The organism is Pseudoduganella namucuonensis, assembly GCF_900116645.1.
Taxonomy (GTDB): Bacteria; Pseudomonadota; Gammaproteobacteria; order Burkholderiales; family Burkholderiaceae_D; genus Rugamonas; species Rugamonas namucuonensis.
In genome coordinates, this window is sequence record NZ_FPBO01000002.1 from 320,610 (window position 1) to 337,742 (window position 17,133).

General features: G+C 61.8%; 14 protein-coding genes. 2 read left to right on the top strand and 12 right to left on the bottom strand.

Features of this window, described 5'->3' with window-relative positions:
- Positions 1-94 precede the first annotated feature (94 nt).
- Positions 95-1,210, bottom strand: coding sequence for an acyltransferase family protein (locus BM436_RS03380; protein WP_093553477.1), 1,116 nt, complete (start codon positions 1,208-1,210; stop codon positions 95-97).
- A 93-nt stretch (positions 1,211-1,303) separates the two neighbouring features.
- Between BM436_RS03380 and BM436_RS03385 the strand changes: the two genes are divergently transcribed.
- Entirely contained in the window at positions 1,304-2,158 is an 855-nt protein-coding gene (locus tag BM436_RS03385) for a sulfurtransferase (RefSeq protein WP_093553479.1), read from the top strand.
- 54 nt (positions 2,159-2,212) lie between these two features.
- On the opposite strand, the gene BM436_RS03390 is transcribed toward BM436_RS03385, so the two are convergent.
- The 9 genes from BM436_RS03390 to BM436_RS03430 form a co-directional block, all read right to left on the bottom strand.
- Entirely contained in the window at positions 2,213-2,416 is a 204-nt protein-coding gene (locus BM436_RS03390) for a DUF6447 family protein (RefSeq protein WP_093553481.1), read from the bottom strand.
- Positions 2,417-2,423: 7 nt separating this feature from the next.
- Positions 2,424-3,761, bottom strand: coding sequence for a TolC family outer membrane protein (locus tag BM436_RS03395; protein ID WP_093553483.1), 1,338 nt, complete (start codon positions 3,759-3,761; stop codon positions 2,424-2,426).
- Positions 3,761-5,119, bottom strand: a complete 1,359-nt coding sequence (locus BM436_RS03400; RefSeq protein WP_093553485.1) for an HlyD family type I secretion periplasmic adaptor subunit — start codon at positions 5,117-5,119, stop codon at positions 3,761-3,763. Before BM436_RS03400 ends, BM436_RS03395 begins: the two co-directional genes overlap by 1 nt.
- Before the next feature lie 8 nt (positions 5,120-5,127).
- A complete protein-coding gene (locus tag BM436_RS03405) occupies positions 5,128-6,978 on the bottom strand; it encodes a type I secretion system permease/ATPase (RefSeq protein ID WP_093553487.1) in 1,851 nt (616 codons plus the stop codon).
- A 242-nt stretch (positions 6,979-7,220) separates the two neighbouring features.
- On the bottom strand, positions 7,221-8,762 hold the full coding sequence (locus BM436_RS03410; RefSeq protein ID WP_093553489.1) for a class I SAM-dependent methyltransferase: 1,542 nt from the start codon (positions 8,760-8,762) through the stop codon (positions 7,221-7,223).
- Between the two features lie 180 nt (positions 8,763-8,942).
- Positions 8,943-12,866 (bottom strand): DUF4214 domain-containing protein, encoded by a 3,924-nt coding sequence (locus BM436_RS38310; protein ID WP_093553491.1) that lies wholly within the window; start codon positions 12,864-12,866, stop codon positions 8,943-8,945.
- A gap of 639 nt (positions 12,867-13,505) precedes the next feature.
- Positions 13,506-14,936, bottom strand: a complete 1,431-nt coding sequence (locus BM436_RS03420; protein ID WP_093553726.1) for a FecR domain-containing protein — start codon at positions 14,934-14,936, stop codon at positions 13,506-13,508.
- Positions 14,937-15,117: 181 nt separating this feature from the next.
- On the bottom strand, positions 15,118-15,528 hold the full coding sequence (locus BM436_RS03425; RefSeq protein ID WP_093553493.1) for a type II toxin-antitoxin system VapC family toxin: 411 nt from the start codon (positions 15,526-15,528) through the stop codon (positions 15,118-15,120).
- A gap of 8 nt (positions 15,529-15,536) precedes the next feature.
- Entirely contained in the window at positions 15,537-15,779 is a 243-nt protein-coding gene (locus BM436_RS03430) for an antitoxin (RefSeq protein WP_093553495.1), read from the bottom strand.
- Between the two features lie 271 nt (positions 15,780-16,050).
- Here BM436_RS03430 and BM436_RS03435 point away from each other — a divergent pair, with 271 nt between their 5' ends.
- Positions 16,051-16,380, top strand: a complete 330-nt coding sequence (locus tag BM436_RS03435) for a helix-turn-helix domain-containing transcriptional regulator (protein ID WP_093553496.1) — start codon at positions 16,051-16,053, stop codon at positions 16,378-16,380.
- Between the two features lie 156 nt (positions 16,381-16,536).
- Here the strand turns inward: BM436_RS03435 and BM436_RS03440 are convergent, their stop codons facing one another.
- Entirely contained in the window at positions 16,537-16,713 is a 177-nt protein-coding gene (locus BM436_RS03440) for a GNAT family N-acetyltransferase (RefSeq protein ID WP_229488856.1), read from the bottom strand.
- A 102-nt stretch (positions 16,714-16,815) separates the two neighbouring features.
- A partial coding sequence (locus BM436_RS03445; protein WP_143132948.1) for an RNA-guided endonuclease InsQ/TnpB family protein occupies positions 16,816-17,133 on the bottom strand: 318 nt, incomplete at its 5' end.

Below are 17,133 nucleotides of genomic sequence, written 5' to 3' on the forward strand. Positions count from 1 at the left end.
GGGATGCTGCGCCATGTCAAACAGCTTTCGCAACCTGTGGTTACAAACTAAGGAATACGGAACCTGACCCCTTTTTACGGAATCTGCCCCCTTTTTAGGCGGCGTCGCTGACCAACTGGACGCCGGGCTTGGCGGCGCCGTAGCTCCGGCGCAGGCGCAGGAACGGTTCCTCGATGGCGCTGTAGCTGAGCGCGGAGACGGCCCAGGTGGCGCCATACACCACCGGGAAACACAGCAGCGCGTCCAGCGCGCGGTCGCCGGTCAGCGCCGGCAACCCGACGAAGCGCGCCAGCAGGTGGATCATAGCCATGTGCAATAAGTAGAAGGAGAAGCTGATCTTGCCGCCATGGTCCAGGGCGCGCTCCAGCCACGCGGGCAGCCGCTTGTCGAACGCCACCCAAGCCATGATCACGCAACTCCAGCCGGCCGCCTCCAGCATCGACCACCAGATCCAGAACACCGAATGGCTGGACGGGTCGAACTTGCCGTACTTGCTTTGCAGCGCGCTGTTGAACACGGCCAGCAGCAGCGCCAGCGGCGCCAGCCACGCGGCGTGGCGCCGCAGCGCGTCCGCGTGACGCGCGTACAGCAGCGCGGCCAGCATGCCGATCAGGAACTGGTCGAAACGCCCCACCAGCGTGCTGAAGTACATCAGCGTGCTCTTCTCGTTGACGTGGAAGGCGGCCAGCTTGAAGAACACCATCAGGGCCAGCAGCTTGAGCAGGTAGCGCGGCCCCTGCTCCAGCGTGAACCTGGCCAGGAAGGGGAACACCAGGTAGAACGTGAATTCCACCGAGATGCTCCAGGCAGCGCCGGTGACGGGCGTGTACGAGGTGGGCGCCAGGCCCAGGTTGGTCGACAGCAGGTACAGGATGTCCTGCGGCGCGAACTTGTCGCGCCCGATGGCCGTGGCCAGCATGAAGATGGTGAGGAACAGCGGCAGGATGCGCAGGCAGCGGTTGCGCATGAAGTCGCGGTAGCTGATCTGGTGCTGGTGCCGCGCGATTTGCATGAACAGGAAGCCGGACAGCGCGAAGAACAGGCCGACGCCGGTGTGCCCTTCGGTGACCAGTCCGAACCAGTTGCTGGCCAACGGCGCCCCGCCCTGCTCGCGGTAGGCGAGATAGTAATGGAACAGGAAGACAATGGTCGCGGCCAGCCAGCGCAACTGGTCGATACGGGCGTTGTAGGGCAGGTTCAGCGACTTCATCGGTATGCGTTTTCTGGTGGCCGGCGGGGCGCCATTATACTGTTGCCGCCGCTGCTGCTTTATAATGCAGGGATCTTACCGCATTCAGTCATCATGTCCACCGCTACTCCCTACGTAAATATTGCCGCTTACAAGTTCATCACTTTTGACGACACGGAAACACAACGCCCCCGCTTCCAGGAGGTGTGCGCGCGGCTGGCCCTGAAGGGCACTATCCTGCTGACGCCGGAGGGCATCAACATGTTCCTGTCCGGCACCCGCGCCAACATCGACGACTACCTGGCCTGGCTGCGCGGCGACGCGCGCTTCGCCGATATCGAAGTCAAGGAAAGCTTGTCGGCCGAGCAATCGCACAAGCGCATGCTGGTGAAGATCAAGAGCGAGATCATCACCATGCGCATGCCGCTGATCAAGCCCGAGGAGGGCCGCGCGCCCTTCGTCGAGGCGCGCACGCTCAAGCGCTGGCTGGACCAGGGTCACGACGACAACGGCAAGCCGGTGGTCATGGTCGACACCCGCAACGATTTCGAGGTGGACGTCGGCACCTTCGACAACACGGTCGACTACCGCATCGCCAAGTTCACCGAGTTCCCCGCCGTGATCGAGGCGCACAAGGCCGACTTCGACGGCAAGACCGTGGTCACCTTCTGCACCGGCGGCATCCGCTGCGAAAAGGCCGCCATCCACATGCAAAACATCGGCTACGACAACGTCTACCAGCTGGAAGGCGGCATCCTGAAGTACTTCGAGGAAGTGGGCGGCGCGCACTACACGGGCGACTGCTTCGTGTTCGACTACCGCACCGCGCTGAACCCGAAGCTGGAACCGACCGAGACCGTGCAGTGCTTCAACTGCCGCGCCGTGGTGACGCCGCGCGAGCAGCTGTCGCCGCTGTATGTGTATGAGAAGTCTTGCCCGCATTGCGCGCAGGTGGAATCGGCCGCCTGACCGCGCCGCGCGACGACGACGAAACAAAGCCCGGCGTGCCGGGCTTTGTTGTTTCTACTGTATCGAACGGGGCAACGCAGCGCGCAGCGCCTGCTCGTAGGCGTTGCGCGCCGTGGTGTAGACCGCCAGCCTCGAATTGAGCGCGGCCATCTCGGTCTCCACGAACTTCAGGTTGTTCACCTGCTCCCGGGCCTCGGCGCTCAGCTCGCTCACGCGGTAGCTGACACCGTCGACGGTGACTTCTTCCACCTCGTCCATGGTGCTATCAGCGGAAGTACGCCGCCATCTCGCGCAAGTCTTGCGCCTCCAGCGTGCCGGCGGCCGCGCGCAGCTTCAGGTAGGCCAGGATGTAGGAATAGCGCGCCTGCGCCAGGTCGCGCTCGGTGGCGCTCAGCTGGCGCTGGGCGTCCAGCAAGTCCAGGTTGATGCGCACGCCGCCCTTGATGCTCTGCTCGGTGGCGGTCACCAGCAGCTTGCCGGAGTCGACCGCCTTGCCCAGCGCCTCGATGCGCGACACGCTGCTGATCAACTGGTCGTAATCCTTGCGCAGCTCCACCATGGATTTGTCGATCTCCGCCTGCAGCTCGGCCGCCGCCTTTTCGCGGTTGGCCACCGCCTGCCGGGTGGACGCGTTGACGGAGCCGCCCGCGTACAGCGGCACGTTCAGCTGCAAGCCGACGCTGCGGGTGGTCGAGTCCTGGTTGATGGTGTTGATCGACTCGGACGTGTTCTTGCTGTAGGACGCAACGAAGTCCAGGCGCGGATAGTGGCCGGCCTTCGCCTTGTTGACCTCCTGGCGGCCGATCTCCACGGCCAACTGGCGGGTGCGGATCTCGTGGCTGCGCTCCATCGCCAGGCGCTTCCAGGCGTCGAAACTCTGCGTGCCCAGCGGACGCTGGCTGAACTGCGGCGTCAGGCGGTCCAGCTCGCCCGGGTCGCCGCCGATCACGCCGGCCAAGGTGGCGCGCGTGGCGGCCAGGTTGTCCTGCGCCTCCAGCAGCGCGGCCTCGGCCACGTCCAGGCGGGCGCGGGTCTCCAGCATGTCGGTGCGGGTGCCCTCGCCCTTGCTGAACATGCGGTCGTTGACCTTCATGCGCTCGACATAGGCGTCGCGCTCGAACTTGGCCACGGCCAGCTGGTCCTGCTTGAACAGCACCTCGACGTAGGCGCCCACCACGCGCAGCGCCACCTGCTGCTGCTCGCTCATGTAGATCGATGCGCTGTAGTCGGCCTGCAGGCCGCCTTGCTTGTAGCGCGCCAGCGCGTCGAAATTGACCAGCGTCTGGCGCAGCTGCACCACGGCCGATTTACTGTTGTATTCCGGATGCGTCTCCGGCAAGGCGCCGTTCTTGATGTCGCTCCGGTTCTTGCTGCCGCTGTAGCTGCCGGACAGGCTGGGCAGCAGGTTGGAGCGGCCCAGTATCCGGTTTTCCTTGCCGGCCTCGTTGCTGTAGAAGGCGGCGCGGTACACCGGGTCGTTCTTCAGGGCCGCCTCGTAGGCCTGCATCAGGCCCAGCGCCGAGGCGCCGGAGCTGTGCAGCAGGAAGGCGGCGCCGAGCGCCTGGGCCAGCAGGCCGCGTTTGGATACCAGCGATTGCAGCATTATTCCTCCGACATGGACGTGTGGGCGCGGTCGATCAGCGGTTTCAGGATGTAGCTCATCATCGTGCGTTCGCCGGTCTTCACGAACAGGTCGGCCGGCATACCGGGACGCACTTCCAGCTTCTTGCTATGAATGAGCTTCTGGCCTTCCGGCGTGACCTTGGCGGTGACGGTGTAATATGGCTGGCCGGTGCGTTCGTCCATCAGACGGTCGGCCGACACCTTGGTGACCGTGCCCGGAATGTGCGGCGTGGTATTGGTGTTGAACGCCGAGAACATAATCTCGACCGGCAAGCCCACATGCACCTTGTCCACCAGGTTGACCGGGAGGTGGCCTTCGACGATCAGGGCGTCATCCATCGGCACGATGTCCATCATCTTGAAGCCCGCCGGCACCACACCGCCGCGCGTGAACACGGCCACGCCGATGACCACACCGTCGACCGGCGCGCGCACCTCGGCGTTGCTCACCGCGTAGCTCTCGGCGTTCAGGCGGCTGCCCAGCGCCGAGCCTTCCTTTTGCATGTCGGCCAGCTGGCCGCGGACTTCCTTCTGGTAGTCCTGCATGCGCTGCGAGCGTTTCAAGGACAGTTCGGCCATCTGGCGCTGGATACGGCCGATATTACCCACATCCTCGGCCATCCCGCCGCTGGTCTGGACATAGGTGCGCTCCATTTCCAGCAGCCTGCTGCGGGCGACGAAACCGTCTTTCGCCAGGTCGCGCAGATTGTCGAGCTGCTCCTTCAAGATGACGAGCTGCTCCTTTTTGCTGTCCCGCGCCGCCTGGGCCGAGGTCAGCTGGAACTTCAGGCCGGCGACGCTTTCATCGAACGCACCCATCTCGTTACGCAGGCTGGACTGGCGGGCATTGAACAACTGGGTTTGCATGCCGATGTTTTCCTCAAGCTGAGGGTCGCCCTTGAAGCGCTCCCGCACCTCCTTGAAGTCCGGGGCGCTCTTGCCGTCGCGCTCCGCCATCAGGCGCGCCTCGGCCGCCATTGCGGACAGCAACTGGACCTTGGTGATGTCCGATTGCGCCGTCACCTGCACCGAGTTCATCTTGACCAGGATCTGGCCCTTCTTGACCACGTCGCCGTCCTTGACCAGGATCTCATCCACCGTGCCGCCCGTGAGGTGCTGCACCGCCTTGCGGTTGCCTTCCTTCGCCACGTTGCCCTGCATCGGCACGCCCTTGTCCAGCGGCGCGAACGACGCCCACAGCAGGAAACCCACCACGCCCGCCAACACAATAAACCAGCCCAGGCGGGCATAGGCGCGCGCGTCCGTGTTGACGGTGGCAGGGGTGACATCACGCGTGACGACGTCGGTCGCCAATGCTTTCGTATCGATCAGTTTCATCTTCTATCCTATTCCGTGGTCGCCTTGCCGTCCTGCGCCGCCTGGGCGGAGGCTTGCAAGGCCGCGGCCTGCTGCGCCGCTTGCTGGGCGGCCTGTTGCTGCGCGGCGGCCTGCGCCTGCAACTGCGCCTGCTGCTGGGCCTGTTGTTGCGCTTGCTGCTGGGCGATCGCCTTTTGGCTGTTTTGCTGCAACGCCGCCAATACTTGATCGCTAGGCCCGAACATTTCAGCCTGCCCGTCGCGCAGCAACAGCAGCTTGTTGGTCGCGCCAATGGCGGAGGTGCGGTGGGTAATCAGCACAATCGTCTTGCCATGCTGACGCAGATCGGCAATGGCCTGCAGCAGTGCCTGCTCACCCACGTCGTCCAGATTCGAGTTCGGTTCGTCGAGCACGATCAGCGAAGGGTCGCCGTACATTGCTCGCGCCAAGCCCAGGCGCTGGCGCTGGCCGCCGGACAGGCCGGCACCGCCGTCGCCCAATATGGTGTCGTAGCCGCTTGGCATGTGCAGGATCATGTCGTGCACGCCGGCGCGCTTGGCCGCCAACACGACCTTCTCTGGATCGAGTTCCCCGAAGCGCGAGATGTTTTCGCTGATGGTGCCGGCGAACAATTCGATATCCTGCGGCAGGTAGCCGATGTTGGGGCCCAGTTCCGCTTTGTTCCACTGGAAGATATCGGCGCCGTCCAGGCGCACCTTGCCGCTTTGCGCGGGCCATACGCCCACCAGCAAACGGGCCAAAGTCGACTTGCCGGAGCCGGACGGGCCGATCACGCCCAGCACGTCGCCCGGGTTGATGGCGAAGTTCAGGTTTTTCAGCAGCGCGGCCTTCGCGCCTGGTGGCGCCGCGATCACGCTTTCCACCGCCAGCTTGCCTTGCGGCTTGGGCAGCTCCATGCTCGCCTCGCGGACGGGATTCAGCTCCAGCAAGGCACTCAGGCGCTCGTACGAACTGCGGGTGCTCGCCCAGCTTTTCCAAACACCGATCACTTGCTGCACCGGCGCCAGGGCGCGGCCCACCAGAATGGATGCGGCGATCATCATGCCGGGGGTAATCTTTTGCTCGAGCACGAGCAAGGCGCCAAAGCCCAGAACCAGCGATTGCAGCGACACCTGCACAAACTTGGTCAGCGCTCCCACCATGCCGGCCTTTTCGCTCGCTTCCGCTTGCAGATGCAGGAACTTACCGTGCAACTTGAACCAGCGGCCCATCAGATTGGGCAGCATGCCCATGGATTCGATCACCTCGGCGTTACGCAGGTTGTTGGTGGCCAGGGTATTGGAACCGATCGCCATCGAATTGGCTTCGGCCAGGGGCTTATGGGTGACGCGTTCGTTGACATAAGCAAGAATCACCAGCAGCACGGTTCCGCCCAGCGAGAACCAGCCCAGAGACGGTTCGAAGAAGAAAATGACGATCAGGTAGACCGGGAACCATGGCGCGTCGAAGAAGGCAAACAGCGCATTGCCGGTCAAAAACTGGCGCAGGTTTGTCAGATCCGACAACGACTGGCCGGCATTGCCGCCAGCGCGTTTCAAGTTCTGCTCGAACGCGGCGGTGTAGACGCGGCGGTTCAATTCCATGTCGAACTGGGCGCCGACGCGCACCAGCACGAAACTACGTATCAGCTCCAGCGCCCCCATCAGCAGATAGGCGCCCAGTATCATCAAGGTCAACATCAGCAGCGTGATCTCGTTCTGGCTCTGCAGCACGCGGTCATACACCTGCAGCATGTAGATCGACGGCGCCAGCATCATCAGGTTGATGATCGCGCTGAACGCGCCAACCGTATAAAACGTGCTCTTAAACTTGAGCAGCACCTGCTCAATTTCGTTTTTCGGATTCAGTAGTTTTTTCATGTGGATAGGCTGCTTGATACGGCTAGATGACGCAAGTACGGCGGCGCGCCACTGCGACGGCGATGCCCATGCGACCAAGTGATGCACACGCACCACGAATAATCAAAGACGTGACATTATCGCCGAAAACGAAGAGAAAATGTGACGCACATCACATTTTATTGAGGGCGGGGAAAAGAACTTATTGTATCAATAGGTAACAAAGGCGGCCGCGGGGGGGGGGGGATCCGCCCGGTCCAGCCTTACAGCATATTCAGTTTGCGCCACAATGGCAACTGCTCCTCTAGTATGGCCCCAATGTGCTGGCGCAGTTCGGCCAGATTCTCTTGATCCGACTCCAGCCTGACCCCGTCCTTCATCATGCGCCTCCCTTGTGCTGCCATGATGGGCCAGCCTGCGGTCGCCAATGCAGTGGCATCAGCCTCGACCCGCTGCTTGCTCATCAACCAGTACACAAGCCGGGCGACGTACGGCACAACAAAACCGTTACCCGACAGCGGCGAGCACAGAGTATTGAATTCATCGTCATAGCGCGTGTAGGCCGACACTGCGGCATTCATGCGATGCGCAGCGTCAACCGACTGACCGGCATAGGAATCCATGTAGATGATACCTTGCTTGGAGGCTGTCAGCAGCGTCGCCACTTGAACAATGTCCTCGAACGGTCTCCCGGCAAGTGCCGGCAGCACCTCCAACTCGCGCAGGGTATATGGTTTGCGAGCCAGCGCATCGCAAACTATTGTGAAGATATCGGCACCAACAGTCACCTCCCCCACCACCAGTTTCATCTTATTATCCAATGCGTCGCGCGGTACGGTCAGCGCCACACCGAATCGGCCCAGCACCTCGATGCGGCGCACCGCCCCCATGCGCCGCGCGCCGCGCACGAACACATCCTTGCGGAAACCCGTGTTCAGGATGTAGTCCTTCAGCGTCTCGCGCATCACTGGATCGGGAATCGAGTTGATCAGCGCTAGCTTCTCTTCGGTCAGGTAAAGCTTGTTGTAAGCCAGCGGCAATTCGGCGGAGCCGGCGAATTCGAGCTTGGCCTCGTCGAAGTCGCGCGCCACATCGGCATGATACAAGGGTTGCCAGTGCTTGTGCATGTACTCATGCACGAGGTAGTTGCGGCTGTGCGTCTTCAACCCGTCCAGCCGAACCTTCAAGGCGGCGGGACCGGCCGCGAAATATCCTGCCTGAATGTCGACCAGCTTCTGGACGAAAGCGGCCGCATCCGTGACTTGCAGATCACTGCGGTTGGGGAAGATGTCACCGTACTCCACCAGCAGCCGCTGCAGTGGCAGGCTGGCGGTCCAGCCCGGCATCGCGTTATAGCTGACGTATACCACGCCACCCGGCTTCAAGTAGCGGGCGATGAAATTGACTATGTGCTGGCGGTTCTCCGTCGTGACCCAGGTATAAATGCCGTGCAGCGTAATGTAATCGAACTGCGGCAGGTCAGCGGCGCCTTGCGCCAGATCCGCGAAGCTGTTCTCCAGCAGCGTCACATTGGGCAGTTCTGCGGCGGCGGCCAGCACGCGCGCGTCCGCCACATGCGATGGATTGAAGTCGGCGGCGTAGAACTGACCGTTCGGGTTCGATGCAGCCAGCAGATTGACCGTCAGGCCGCGTCCAAAACCCAGCTCAAAATAGCAGAACGAGTCCGTTACCGCCGGTTCAACACCATTCAGCGCACAAACATAATTTAGCAGCACCGGGCTTTGCTCCTGGTAAAAGCCCGCTGTGTATTCAATGTCCGATATATATCCTGAAGTCCAACCCATGTCACCACTCCGTCAAAGTTAAATAGAAGACAATCACGGCCAGATTGTAGCGTACCTGCGGCCACTCCAACACACGTTCGGACGCGCATGAAAAAAGCCCGAAATCGTCACCGATTTCGGGCTTTTTTCATGCAACCTACCTGACGGCCGCATACTGCGGCGGCCGTCAGGAGAACACCATTAAACGATGGTGAATGCGCTGGAGGTCAGCGTGGTCACACCGGTCAGCACGATTGCCAGGTCGGCGGTGCCGTCAGGCGTGCCAGCAGTAACGCCAGTACCGTCTACGTACAGAGTGCCGGTCGAGGAGTCCAGGGACACGATGATTTCGTTCGCGGTATGGGTTGCAGCGCTCAGTGCTGCCAGAGCCAGCGAGCCGCTGTTAGCAACGAACACATTAACGGTCGTTGCGGTACCGCCGAACATAGCGGCTGCGAATTGAATCACATCGCCGGCTGCGCTAGCAGTCTTCGCCGAGAAGTCGGTGATGGTGTCGAACGCGCCAGGAGCGGAGTCGGACACCAGCGTGTACTTGAAGGTGTCGTTACCACCGCCACCGATCAGGCTGTCAGCTGCTGCGCCACCCCAGATGGTGTCGGCGCCAGTCGAGCCGGTAATGGTATCGGAACCAGCATTGCCCGTCAGCGTTGCGTTACCCAGACCCGAGAAGGTGATCACGTCAGCACCTGCACCGCCAATCAGCGTATCGCCAGCAGAACCAGCGGTACCGCCCAGGCCACCATTGATGGTGATGGCTTTGGAAGTTGCGACAGCGGAGAAGTCCAGCGAATCAACACCAGCGGAACCGGTAGCGGTTGCTGCTTGGCCCAGGTTGCCGCTCACGAAGTTCAAGCCAGCGGTATTTGCGGCAGTGGTAGCCGAAGTCACAGTCATGCCAGCAGCGCTGATCGAGGTCAGAGCGGTGCTTGCCTGAGTCAGCGTCAGGTGGGCATTGCCGGTGACAACGATCGCCTTGGCGGCAGTGTCAACAACCGTCAGGGTGTGGTCGGTGGTACCAGCGACGGTCGAGTTGCTGTCGGTCGACGTGATGTTCAGCGATTCCACGTTGGAGGCGGTCACGGTGCCGAAAGCGGTGTCAGCGGTCTGAGTAACGACGACATTCAGCACGTCGTTCGTGTTCGTCGTAGCGCTGACTTCGTTAACCGTCACAGTGTTGGTCGCAGCGGTCAGAACAACGGTGCCGTTGGCGGCCATGTTGTCCAGCACCAGTGCGGTCGCTGCGGTGGTGGTCACATAGTTGATCGCATCCAGTTGGTTCAGGTCAACAGTTTTCGAACCGGTCACCGTGTTCAGGCTCAGACGCTCGAAGTTGCTGATCTTGCCAGCGAAGGTGCTGTTAGCGGACAGGCTGTCGTTGGCGGCCAGAGCTTCGGTCAGCGACAGGGTGTCGGTACCAGCGCCAGCATCAACGGAGCCACCGGTGCCAAACGCGCCACCAACGGTAACCATATCGTCACCAGCACCAGTCGTGTCGGCAACGGTCGTAGCCGTAGCGATCGAGATGGTGTCAGCGCCGGACGAGCCGGTACCAACGAATTGCTGGCCAGCCGTCAGGGCCTGGGACAGGGTTACGCCGCTGGAGTTGGTGCTGGTGATAACAGCGGCAGCGTCCAGGGTATCGCCAGTGATGGTGATGGCAGCGGTGCCCGACAGAGCAACAGCCTTGGCAACGCCAGTGGTCAGCGCAGCGATGGTAGCGGCTTTGGTGCTGGTGTTGGCTACGCTCACGGAGGTCGCAGCAGCGCCGGAGATGGTTACGCCGGTAGTAGCGGCGGAGCCAGCCAAGGTCACGTTCAGGGTCGTCGCGGTTGCGTCGGCCACGGTGCCACCGGTCACGGTGTTCAGCGTGATGGCATCGGTACGGGTAGCAGCAGCGGCAACGATGTCGACGTTCGACGAGGTGTTGGCGATGGTCACGCCGGTGATGCCGTTACCGGTCAGGGTAGCGGTGCCGGTGTTGCCATCGATCGACACGGATTTCAGGGTCGAGCCGGTAGCAGCCGAAGAGCCCGAACGGTCACGCACCTCTACCGTGGTGCCGCCGGTGATTACAGCGGAGGTGATCGCGTTGGCAACAGCGGTTTGACCGATCTTGACCGTGCCAGCGCCAGTCGCGGCGGTGACGACGCCACCAGCACCGACGATGTCGATGGTGTTAGCGCCGCTGTTCGAAGCGGTCACGGTGGTGGTGGTGGCAGCGGTGATGTCTTGCGTGCCGGTACCAACAACGTTCAGGGTGGTCAGGCCAGTCCAGGTGGTGGTGTTGGCGGTGACAGTGGTCTTGGCCGACAGGTTAGCGGTTTCAATGTTAACCACTTTGACGCCAGCAGTGGCGACAGCGCCGACGTTATCAGCAACGGTCAGGGTGTCGTTGCCAGCGCCGCCGTCCAGGCTGTCCAGCGCGTTGAAAGTCGCGGTGGTGGTAGCGTTGAAAGCGTCTTCACCAGCGGCGCCGGTGAAGGCTGCGCCCAGATCCACGCCGGTGGTCAGGGTGAAGGTCTTCGCGACGAAGTTAGCTGGCAGCAGGTCAGCGGCTGCTTTTGCAGCGGCAGCGGCAGTTACAGCGGCTGCGGCTGCGGCAACGTCAGCTTGTGCGGCGGTCAGCGCAGCGGCGCCAGCGTTGTCATCGGTCGTAACGGTGGTTTGCTTAGCAGCGGTGTCGTATTTGGTAGCGATTTCCAACTCAGCCTGAGCCGAAGCTTGCGCTTTAGCGGCAGCTTCAACTTCAGCAGCGGCGGCGGTGATCGCTTCGTTTGCGGTTGCCACGGAGTTCACTGCAGCGATTTTGGTTGCGGCGGCAGCGTGGGCTGCGGTAACAGCGGCAGCGTCAGCATCAGCGATCGCAGCTTTGGTAGCGAACTCAGCCGAGGTGTTGATCACAGCCACAACGCCGTTGGCGTTGGCGGCATCAGCAACAGCTTTGGTTGCGACGGTTGCAGCAGCAGCAGCAGCGGCGTCGTCGGTAGTCACGCTGGTGGTTTTTGCAGCAGCGGCGGTGAACGCGTCAGCAGCAACTTTGGCAGCAGCAGCAGCAGCGGTGGCTGCAGTAGCAGCAGTACCAGCGGCGGTCACAGCGGTGGTCAGCGCGGTGGCGGTGGTGCCAACAGCGGCGTCAGCGGCAACAGCGGCGTCAGCGGCAGCCTTGTCGCTTGCAGCTTTGGTAGCGGTCGTGGTGGCATTGGCGGTAGCAAATTCCTGCACCGATTTAGCGGTTGCCAGTGCTGCTTGTGCGGCGATGTAAGCGGTCTGATCGCCAGCAGCCAACGCATCAGCAACGGCTTTGGTCTGGGTGGCAACGTTCGCGTCGGCAGTGGTCTTGGCTTCAGCAGCGGTAGCGGCGGTAGCGGCGGAGGCGGTGCTGGTAACCGTCAATGCGTCAGCATCGGTCGCGGCGGCGGCGGTGACGGCAGCAGCGGCGGCAGTTTCCGCAGTAGTCACAGCGGTGGCAGCGGCGGCAGCGGCTGCCACTTTGGCGACAGCATCAGTGTTGGCGGCGGTCACAGCGGCTTGAGCGGCAACCGAAGCGGCCAGCAGTGGGTCGGAAGCGGTGCCAACGTTGGTGATCGTCGCGGCCAGGGCGGCGTCGGTGGTGGCAGCGGCCAGGGTAACCGGATCGGTCACGCTGGTGATGTACGCTTTGGCAACGGCGTTGGCAGTGGCGCCGTTGTAGGCGGCCACGCCACCGTCGGTGGTCAGCACTTTGGCGGTGAACGCGGAAGCGGCGGACACTTTCGAGTTGTAAGCAACGGTGTCGGTGCCTTGGGCACCGGCAGCGATGTTGGTCACGATGACGTCGATGGTTGCGCGACCGGAGGTCAGCACGTCAGCCCAGTACAGCAGGCCGGCGGTGTCGGCGTTGTGGCCGAACAGGTTCACGTAGATCGTGTTGATCTTCTGCGCGTCGGTTTGACCAGCGAACAGGTCGGTGTACTCTTTCGAGATACCGAAGTTCTTAGCCACCGCGGCGAGAGTCGTCTGGCCAGCTTCGAGCAGCTTCTCCCAGTACTGTTGACCGACTGGGTCAGCAGGACGGTTGAAGTATGCAACGTAAAGCTTTTGCAGATCAGTAGCGTAAATACCCATTTGTATTGCTCCTAAGGGAAAATTAATAAAGTTACTTGCAGGTCACGCGGTGGCTACTGCAATCTAACGTACCGAATAATGTCAGAAGGTACTGGGCGCTTAATGTGACGGTCGTCACAAAAATGAGCAATATCCTCTGAATAGTGGTTACTTATTCAACTAACACTAATACGGCGGGTCATTATCTTGGAAGATTGCGCCCAATGCAAGGATTCCCACCGGACCACCCGGAAAGCCCATGTTTACGGGGCTACAGCCCTGTTTTTCATGGTGGAACAAGCATCGTTTACAGCCAAAATATGTTTTCAAAACGTCTATCTTTGATCTGACGGCGTCGTTCGGCGGATGTCGCTGGAAATTCGTAAGCAATTGTAATTTCGCCGTCAGGCGCTGTTGTAAGACCGCATCAGCAGCGCCGCGCAAGAAATTTTACTGAGCAGTGGGAACAATACAACAGCCCGGATGTCAGCGGCACACCGCTGAGATCCGGGCTGGATGGGGGAAGGCAGTCGTGGGCCGATGGGGTGGCCGATGGATGGTTGCCGGGACTGCATGCATGGCGGACTAAGAGTCCGCCCTACGGGAGTAGCCTGGGTTGCATGGAGTTGCTTGGCGCGCGCTGCGGCCGGTTGCCAACGGCTATTTCGGCTTGTTCCAGCTGGTGGCGCCGTACACGGTGCGTCCGCCAGACAGGCGGCTGTCGAACAGGTAGGCCGCCGTGCCGCTGTTTTCCAGGCTGATGAAGCCGCTCACCGACATGTTGTTGGGCTGGACGTACAAGGGATCGCCCACGAAGCGGCCGTCGGACGAGACCTTGCCGGTCGATTGCATCAGCAGGCGCTCGCTCTGGTTGACCAGGTCGAAGTTGGTGGCGAAGGTGCGGTTGTCGAAGTTGAACTTCAGCACGCCGTTCTCCACGCTGGCCAAACGGTTGGCGATGGCCGTGTTGTCATCGCGGATGACGGCGCTGCCGCCGCTCAGCTCGAAACTGACCCCGCCGCGCTCCGGCACCAGGTATTCCTTGCCCTGGGTGCGGAACAAGGCGTAGTAGGAGTTCTGCGCGACCAGCTCGGAGCCCTTGTTCAGCTCGGCCACCAGATCAACCGCGGCGGCCTGGTCCAGCACCGGCTGCCAGCGTCCCCACACGATGCCGCGATCGGGCACGACCTTGACGGGATCGGCGGGCTTGGGATCGACCGGCTTGGTCGGCTCGGTCGGCAGCGGACCGGTTTCGGTCACCGGCGGCACGGTCACGATGGGGTCGGTCGGCACGCCTGGCTGTTCGGGCGTGACGACATTGCCGCCATCGCCGGGCTCCTGGTTGCTGCCGAGCTGCTGCTTCAGCGTGTTGGTTTTCTGCGCGTCCAGGCTGGGCGCCTGCGGCGGCGGCAACAGCGTGGTGGCCGGCGATTTGCCCGGTTCGTCCGGACGTGGCGGCGCGACGGCGTCGGGCGACACGGCATTGGTTTCGGGCAGCATCTGCGGCGCGGGCTGGCCACGGCGGATCTGCAACAGCTGGCCCTTTTGCGTCGCGAACAGCTCGCGCGCGGCGGCGCCCTCGCAGGGACCGCCGCCCTCGGGCCGGCAGGCGCCGTCGAAGCCGCTGATGGTGATGCCGCCGGTCAGCACCGTCACGCGCGAGGTGTCCTGGTCGGTGAACACGGTGAAGTCGGTGCCGCGCACGCCGATCGCCGCCACCGGCGTGTTGAAGCGAAAGTTCTGGCGCGCCAGCTTGACCGCCTCGCCGGACTTGCTGCGGGCCACGCCGCTCAGCAGTTCGAGCTTGATGCGGGTGTTCGCCGGATTCTGCTTATCTATATAGTAGGCGGCGATGCGCGCCTTGGTCGAGGGCCGCAGGATGAACAGGCCGTCGTCGGCCGTCTTGATGTAAATGAAGCCATCCTTGCCGGTCACCAGCATCTCGCCCTCCTGCACCGGCGCGTTCAGCGTGGCGGCGCGGTCGGCCACCTGCGCCGAGCCGGCGACATAGATGATCCGGCCCGCCTCGGCGGCCTGAACGGTGTGGGCGGCCAGCGCGAAGCCGGCCACGGCGAGTAGTTGACGTAGCATGGTGTTCCCCTTTTCGGCCATTATCCTGCTCACAGGATAAGTTTCCGTGACAGCTATCACATTCTCCGCGATATGCCCTTGAGGCCGCATGAACGTTACACTTTGTAGCAAAGGGTTTTTGTCGGATATTCAATGTTTCTCAAATATGCGGGTTAGACCGTGCATTCCGCCAACGGTGTGGCTACTTGAGAGCGGCGGCACCGACCCAGTCCTCGACCGCGAGGACACCATGAGGAACAAGGGAGAAGGCCTGGTCGTGCGTTACGAGAGTCGCTTTAGCAGCCACCGCGTGCGCGGCAATCATCATATCGAGTGCGCCTAGCGTGATGCCGGACGCGGCGCACGATGATCGCAAATCGCCGTAAACGGTTGCAGCTTCCCCATCCCAAGGCAACACCTCAACGCGGAGCAAAAACTCGCGTATGAGATTTGCAAAGGCCGCTGGGTGCCCCTTGCGGGCCAAGCCATAAAGCAGTTCGGCTTGCGTGACAACCGAGACAACAACGCTTTCCATTGGCAGCGCGACCAATCGTTGACGAACCTCCGGCGGACGCCCCTTGATGACATAACTAGCCATGTTCGTGTCCAGCATGAAACGGCTCAAAACAGGTTCCTCTCTTCGGCCGGCGGGTCTTCGCGGTCACTCATGAAGTCGGCCGGGATGTCGGTGCGGTCGGCTAGTTCGAAAAACTCGTGCCACGATGTTGGCTTAGGCGATAGCACAACCTCGCCCGTCTCCGGGTTGCGCCGAATGAAGACTTCCGTTCCCTGAAACCGGAACTCCCTTGGCAGCCGCACCGCCTGGCTGCGTCCGGTGGTGAAAAGCTTGGCGGTGGATGGCATTTGAATCTCCTTTTCAATAGCTATTCGAAGTATATACCACCCAATAGTACCTATCAATGATAGGTATTTTTTAGCCTTTTATCAGACCTGTTCGGAAAACACGGGCCTTCAGGCGGCGATGGAAGGGTGACTTCTTCCATATGCCCCATGCCCCGCGCTCGCACGAACCTTGACACGAATTCGTTTATAAACGAATATTGCCATATATGAAATCCGACATTATTTGACGACCGATGGCAATGATGCCTGTCTAGTTTGCAAAGGAGATGCGATGAAAGATAGATCACACGACAAGGCAATGGCAGAGCTGCTGCGGGAAGATCCGGGCTACGCAGTGCAATTGCTCAACAACATTCTTGAGGACGGCGATCAAAGCGAGCTTCTGATCGCCTTGCGGCAAATGACGAAAGCGTTTGGTGGCGTACAGGCCGTCGCCAGCACCGCCCACCTGAGCGCGACACAACTTTACCGCACACTCTCGCCCGACGGCAATCCAGTCCTGAGTAGCCTCTCTGCTATCCTCAAGGCAATGGGGCTGCGCCTGGCGGTACAATCCACGACGGCGAACACTCCTGGCACCGCCACATCTCATATCAGTTGAGTCTGGTCAGGCCTTTGCGGGAAGCCAAGGCACGGTCACGACCATCAGACGCTCAAGCGCCGCGCCGATCCGCCCCAGCGCCACGTCGAACAGCTATTACACTTTGTAGCAAAGGGTTTTCGTCGAATATTTAAAGTTTCTCAATGCGCAAGCCCGTCACGCCGTCACGGTGCTCAAACGCAGCATCAGGGTCATCGGATGTTGTGGCGACTGTTGAAAACCATAATGCTCGTAGAATTCCTTGGCACGGTCGTGAAGCGCATGCACCAGCAGGGCCCGGACACCCGCGTTTCGCGCAACCATCAAAGCGCGGTTGACGGCGTCTTGCAACAAGGAAGCCCCAAGCTTGACGCCCTGGGCCCGACGTTGACATCCTCCGCCCCCTCAACCTTCGGTTGCCGCCGACGCGGAAAGGGGAGGATTCCTACGGCGCTGTCACCGATCGAGCCGGTTCGAGCCGCTTCGGCGGGTTCCTACTGCTGGCGACCTTGCCGCGTCGCTCACTTCATAGGCGCATCGGGCGTGTCCCGCCCTGAGGATGTTGATCGCGCCGACCAGGTCGGCATGCCGCGAATAACCGCACGACACGCACGCGAACACCGCTTGCGTGGGCCGGTTGTCGGCCGATACATGGCCGCAGCCCGGACAGGTCCGGCTTGTGTCGCGCGGCGACACCGCCACCAATATGCCGCCGCGCCACGCCAGCTTGTAAGCGAGCTGGCGGCGGAACTCGTACCAGCCCTGATCGAGGAT

Bases quoted from the DNA above. Each gene is read 5' to 3' on its own strand.
- BM436_RS03380 (WP_093553477.1), bottom strand. From the start codon at position 1,210: ATGAAGTCGCTGAACCTGCCCTACAACGCCCGTATCGACCAGTTGCGC.
- BM436_RS03385 (WP_093553479.1), top strand. From the start codon at position 1,304: ATGTCCACCGCTACTCCCTACGTAAATATTGCCGCTTACAAGTTCATC.
- BM436_RS03390 (WP_093553481.1), bottom strand. From the start codon at position 2,416: ATGGACGAGGTGGAAGAAGTCACCGTCGACGGTGTCAGCTACCGCGTG.
- BM436_RS03395 (WP_093553483.1), bottom strand. From the start codon at position 3,761: ATGCTGCAATCGCTGGTATCCAAACGCGGCCTGCTGGCCCAGGCGCTC.
- BM436_RS03400 (WP_093553485.1), bottom strand. From the start codon at position 5,119: ATGAAACTGATCGATACGAAAGCATTGGCGACCGACGTCGTCACGCGT.
- BM436_RS03405 (WP_093553487.1), bottom strand. From the start codon at position 6,978: ATGAAAAAACTACTGAATCCGAAAAACGAAATTGAGCAGGTGCTGCTC.
- BM436_RS03410 (WP_093553489.1), bottom strand. From the start codon at position 8,762: ATGGGTTGGACTTCAGGATATATATCGGACATTGAATACACAGCGGGC.
- BM436_RS38310 (WP_093553491.1), bottom strand. From the start codon at position 12,866: ATGGGTATTTACGCTACTGATCTGCAAAAGCTTTACGTTGCATACTTC.
- BM436_RS03420 (WP_093553726.1), bottom strand. From the start codon at position 14,936: ATGCTACGTCAACTACTCGCCGTGGCCGGCTTCGCGCTGGCCGCCCAC.
- BM436_RS03425 (WP_093553493.1), bottom strand. From the start codon at position 15,528: ATGCTGGACACGAACATGGCTAGTTATGTCATCAAGGGGCGTCCGCCG.
- BM436_RS03430 (WP_093553495.1), bottom strand. From the start codon at position 15,779: ATGCCATCCACCGCCAAGCTTTTCACCACCGGACGCAGCCAGGCGGTG.
- BM436_RS03435 (WP_093553496.1), top strand. From the start codon at position 16,051: ATGAAAGATAGATCACACGACAAGGCAATGGCAGAGCTGCTGCGGGAA.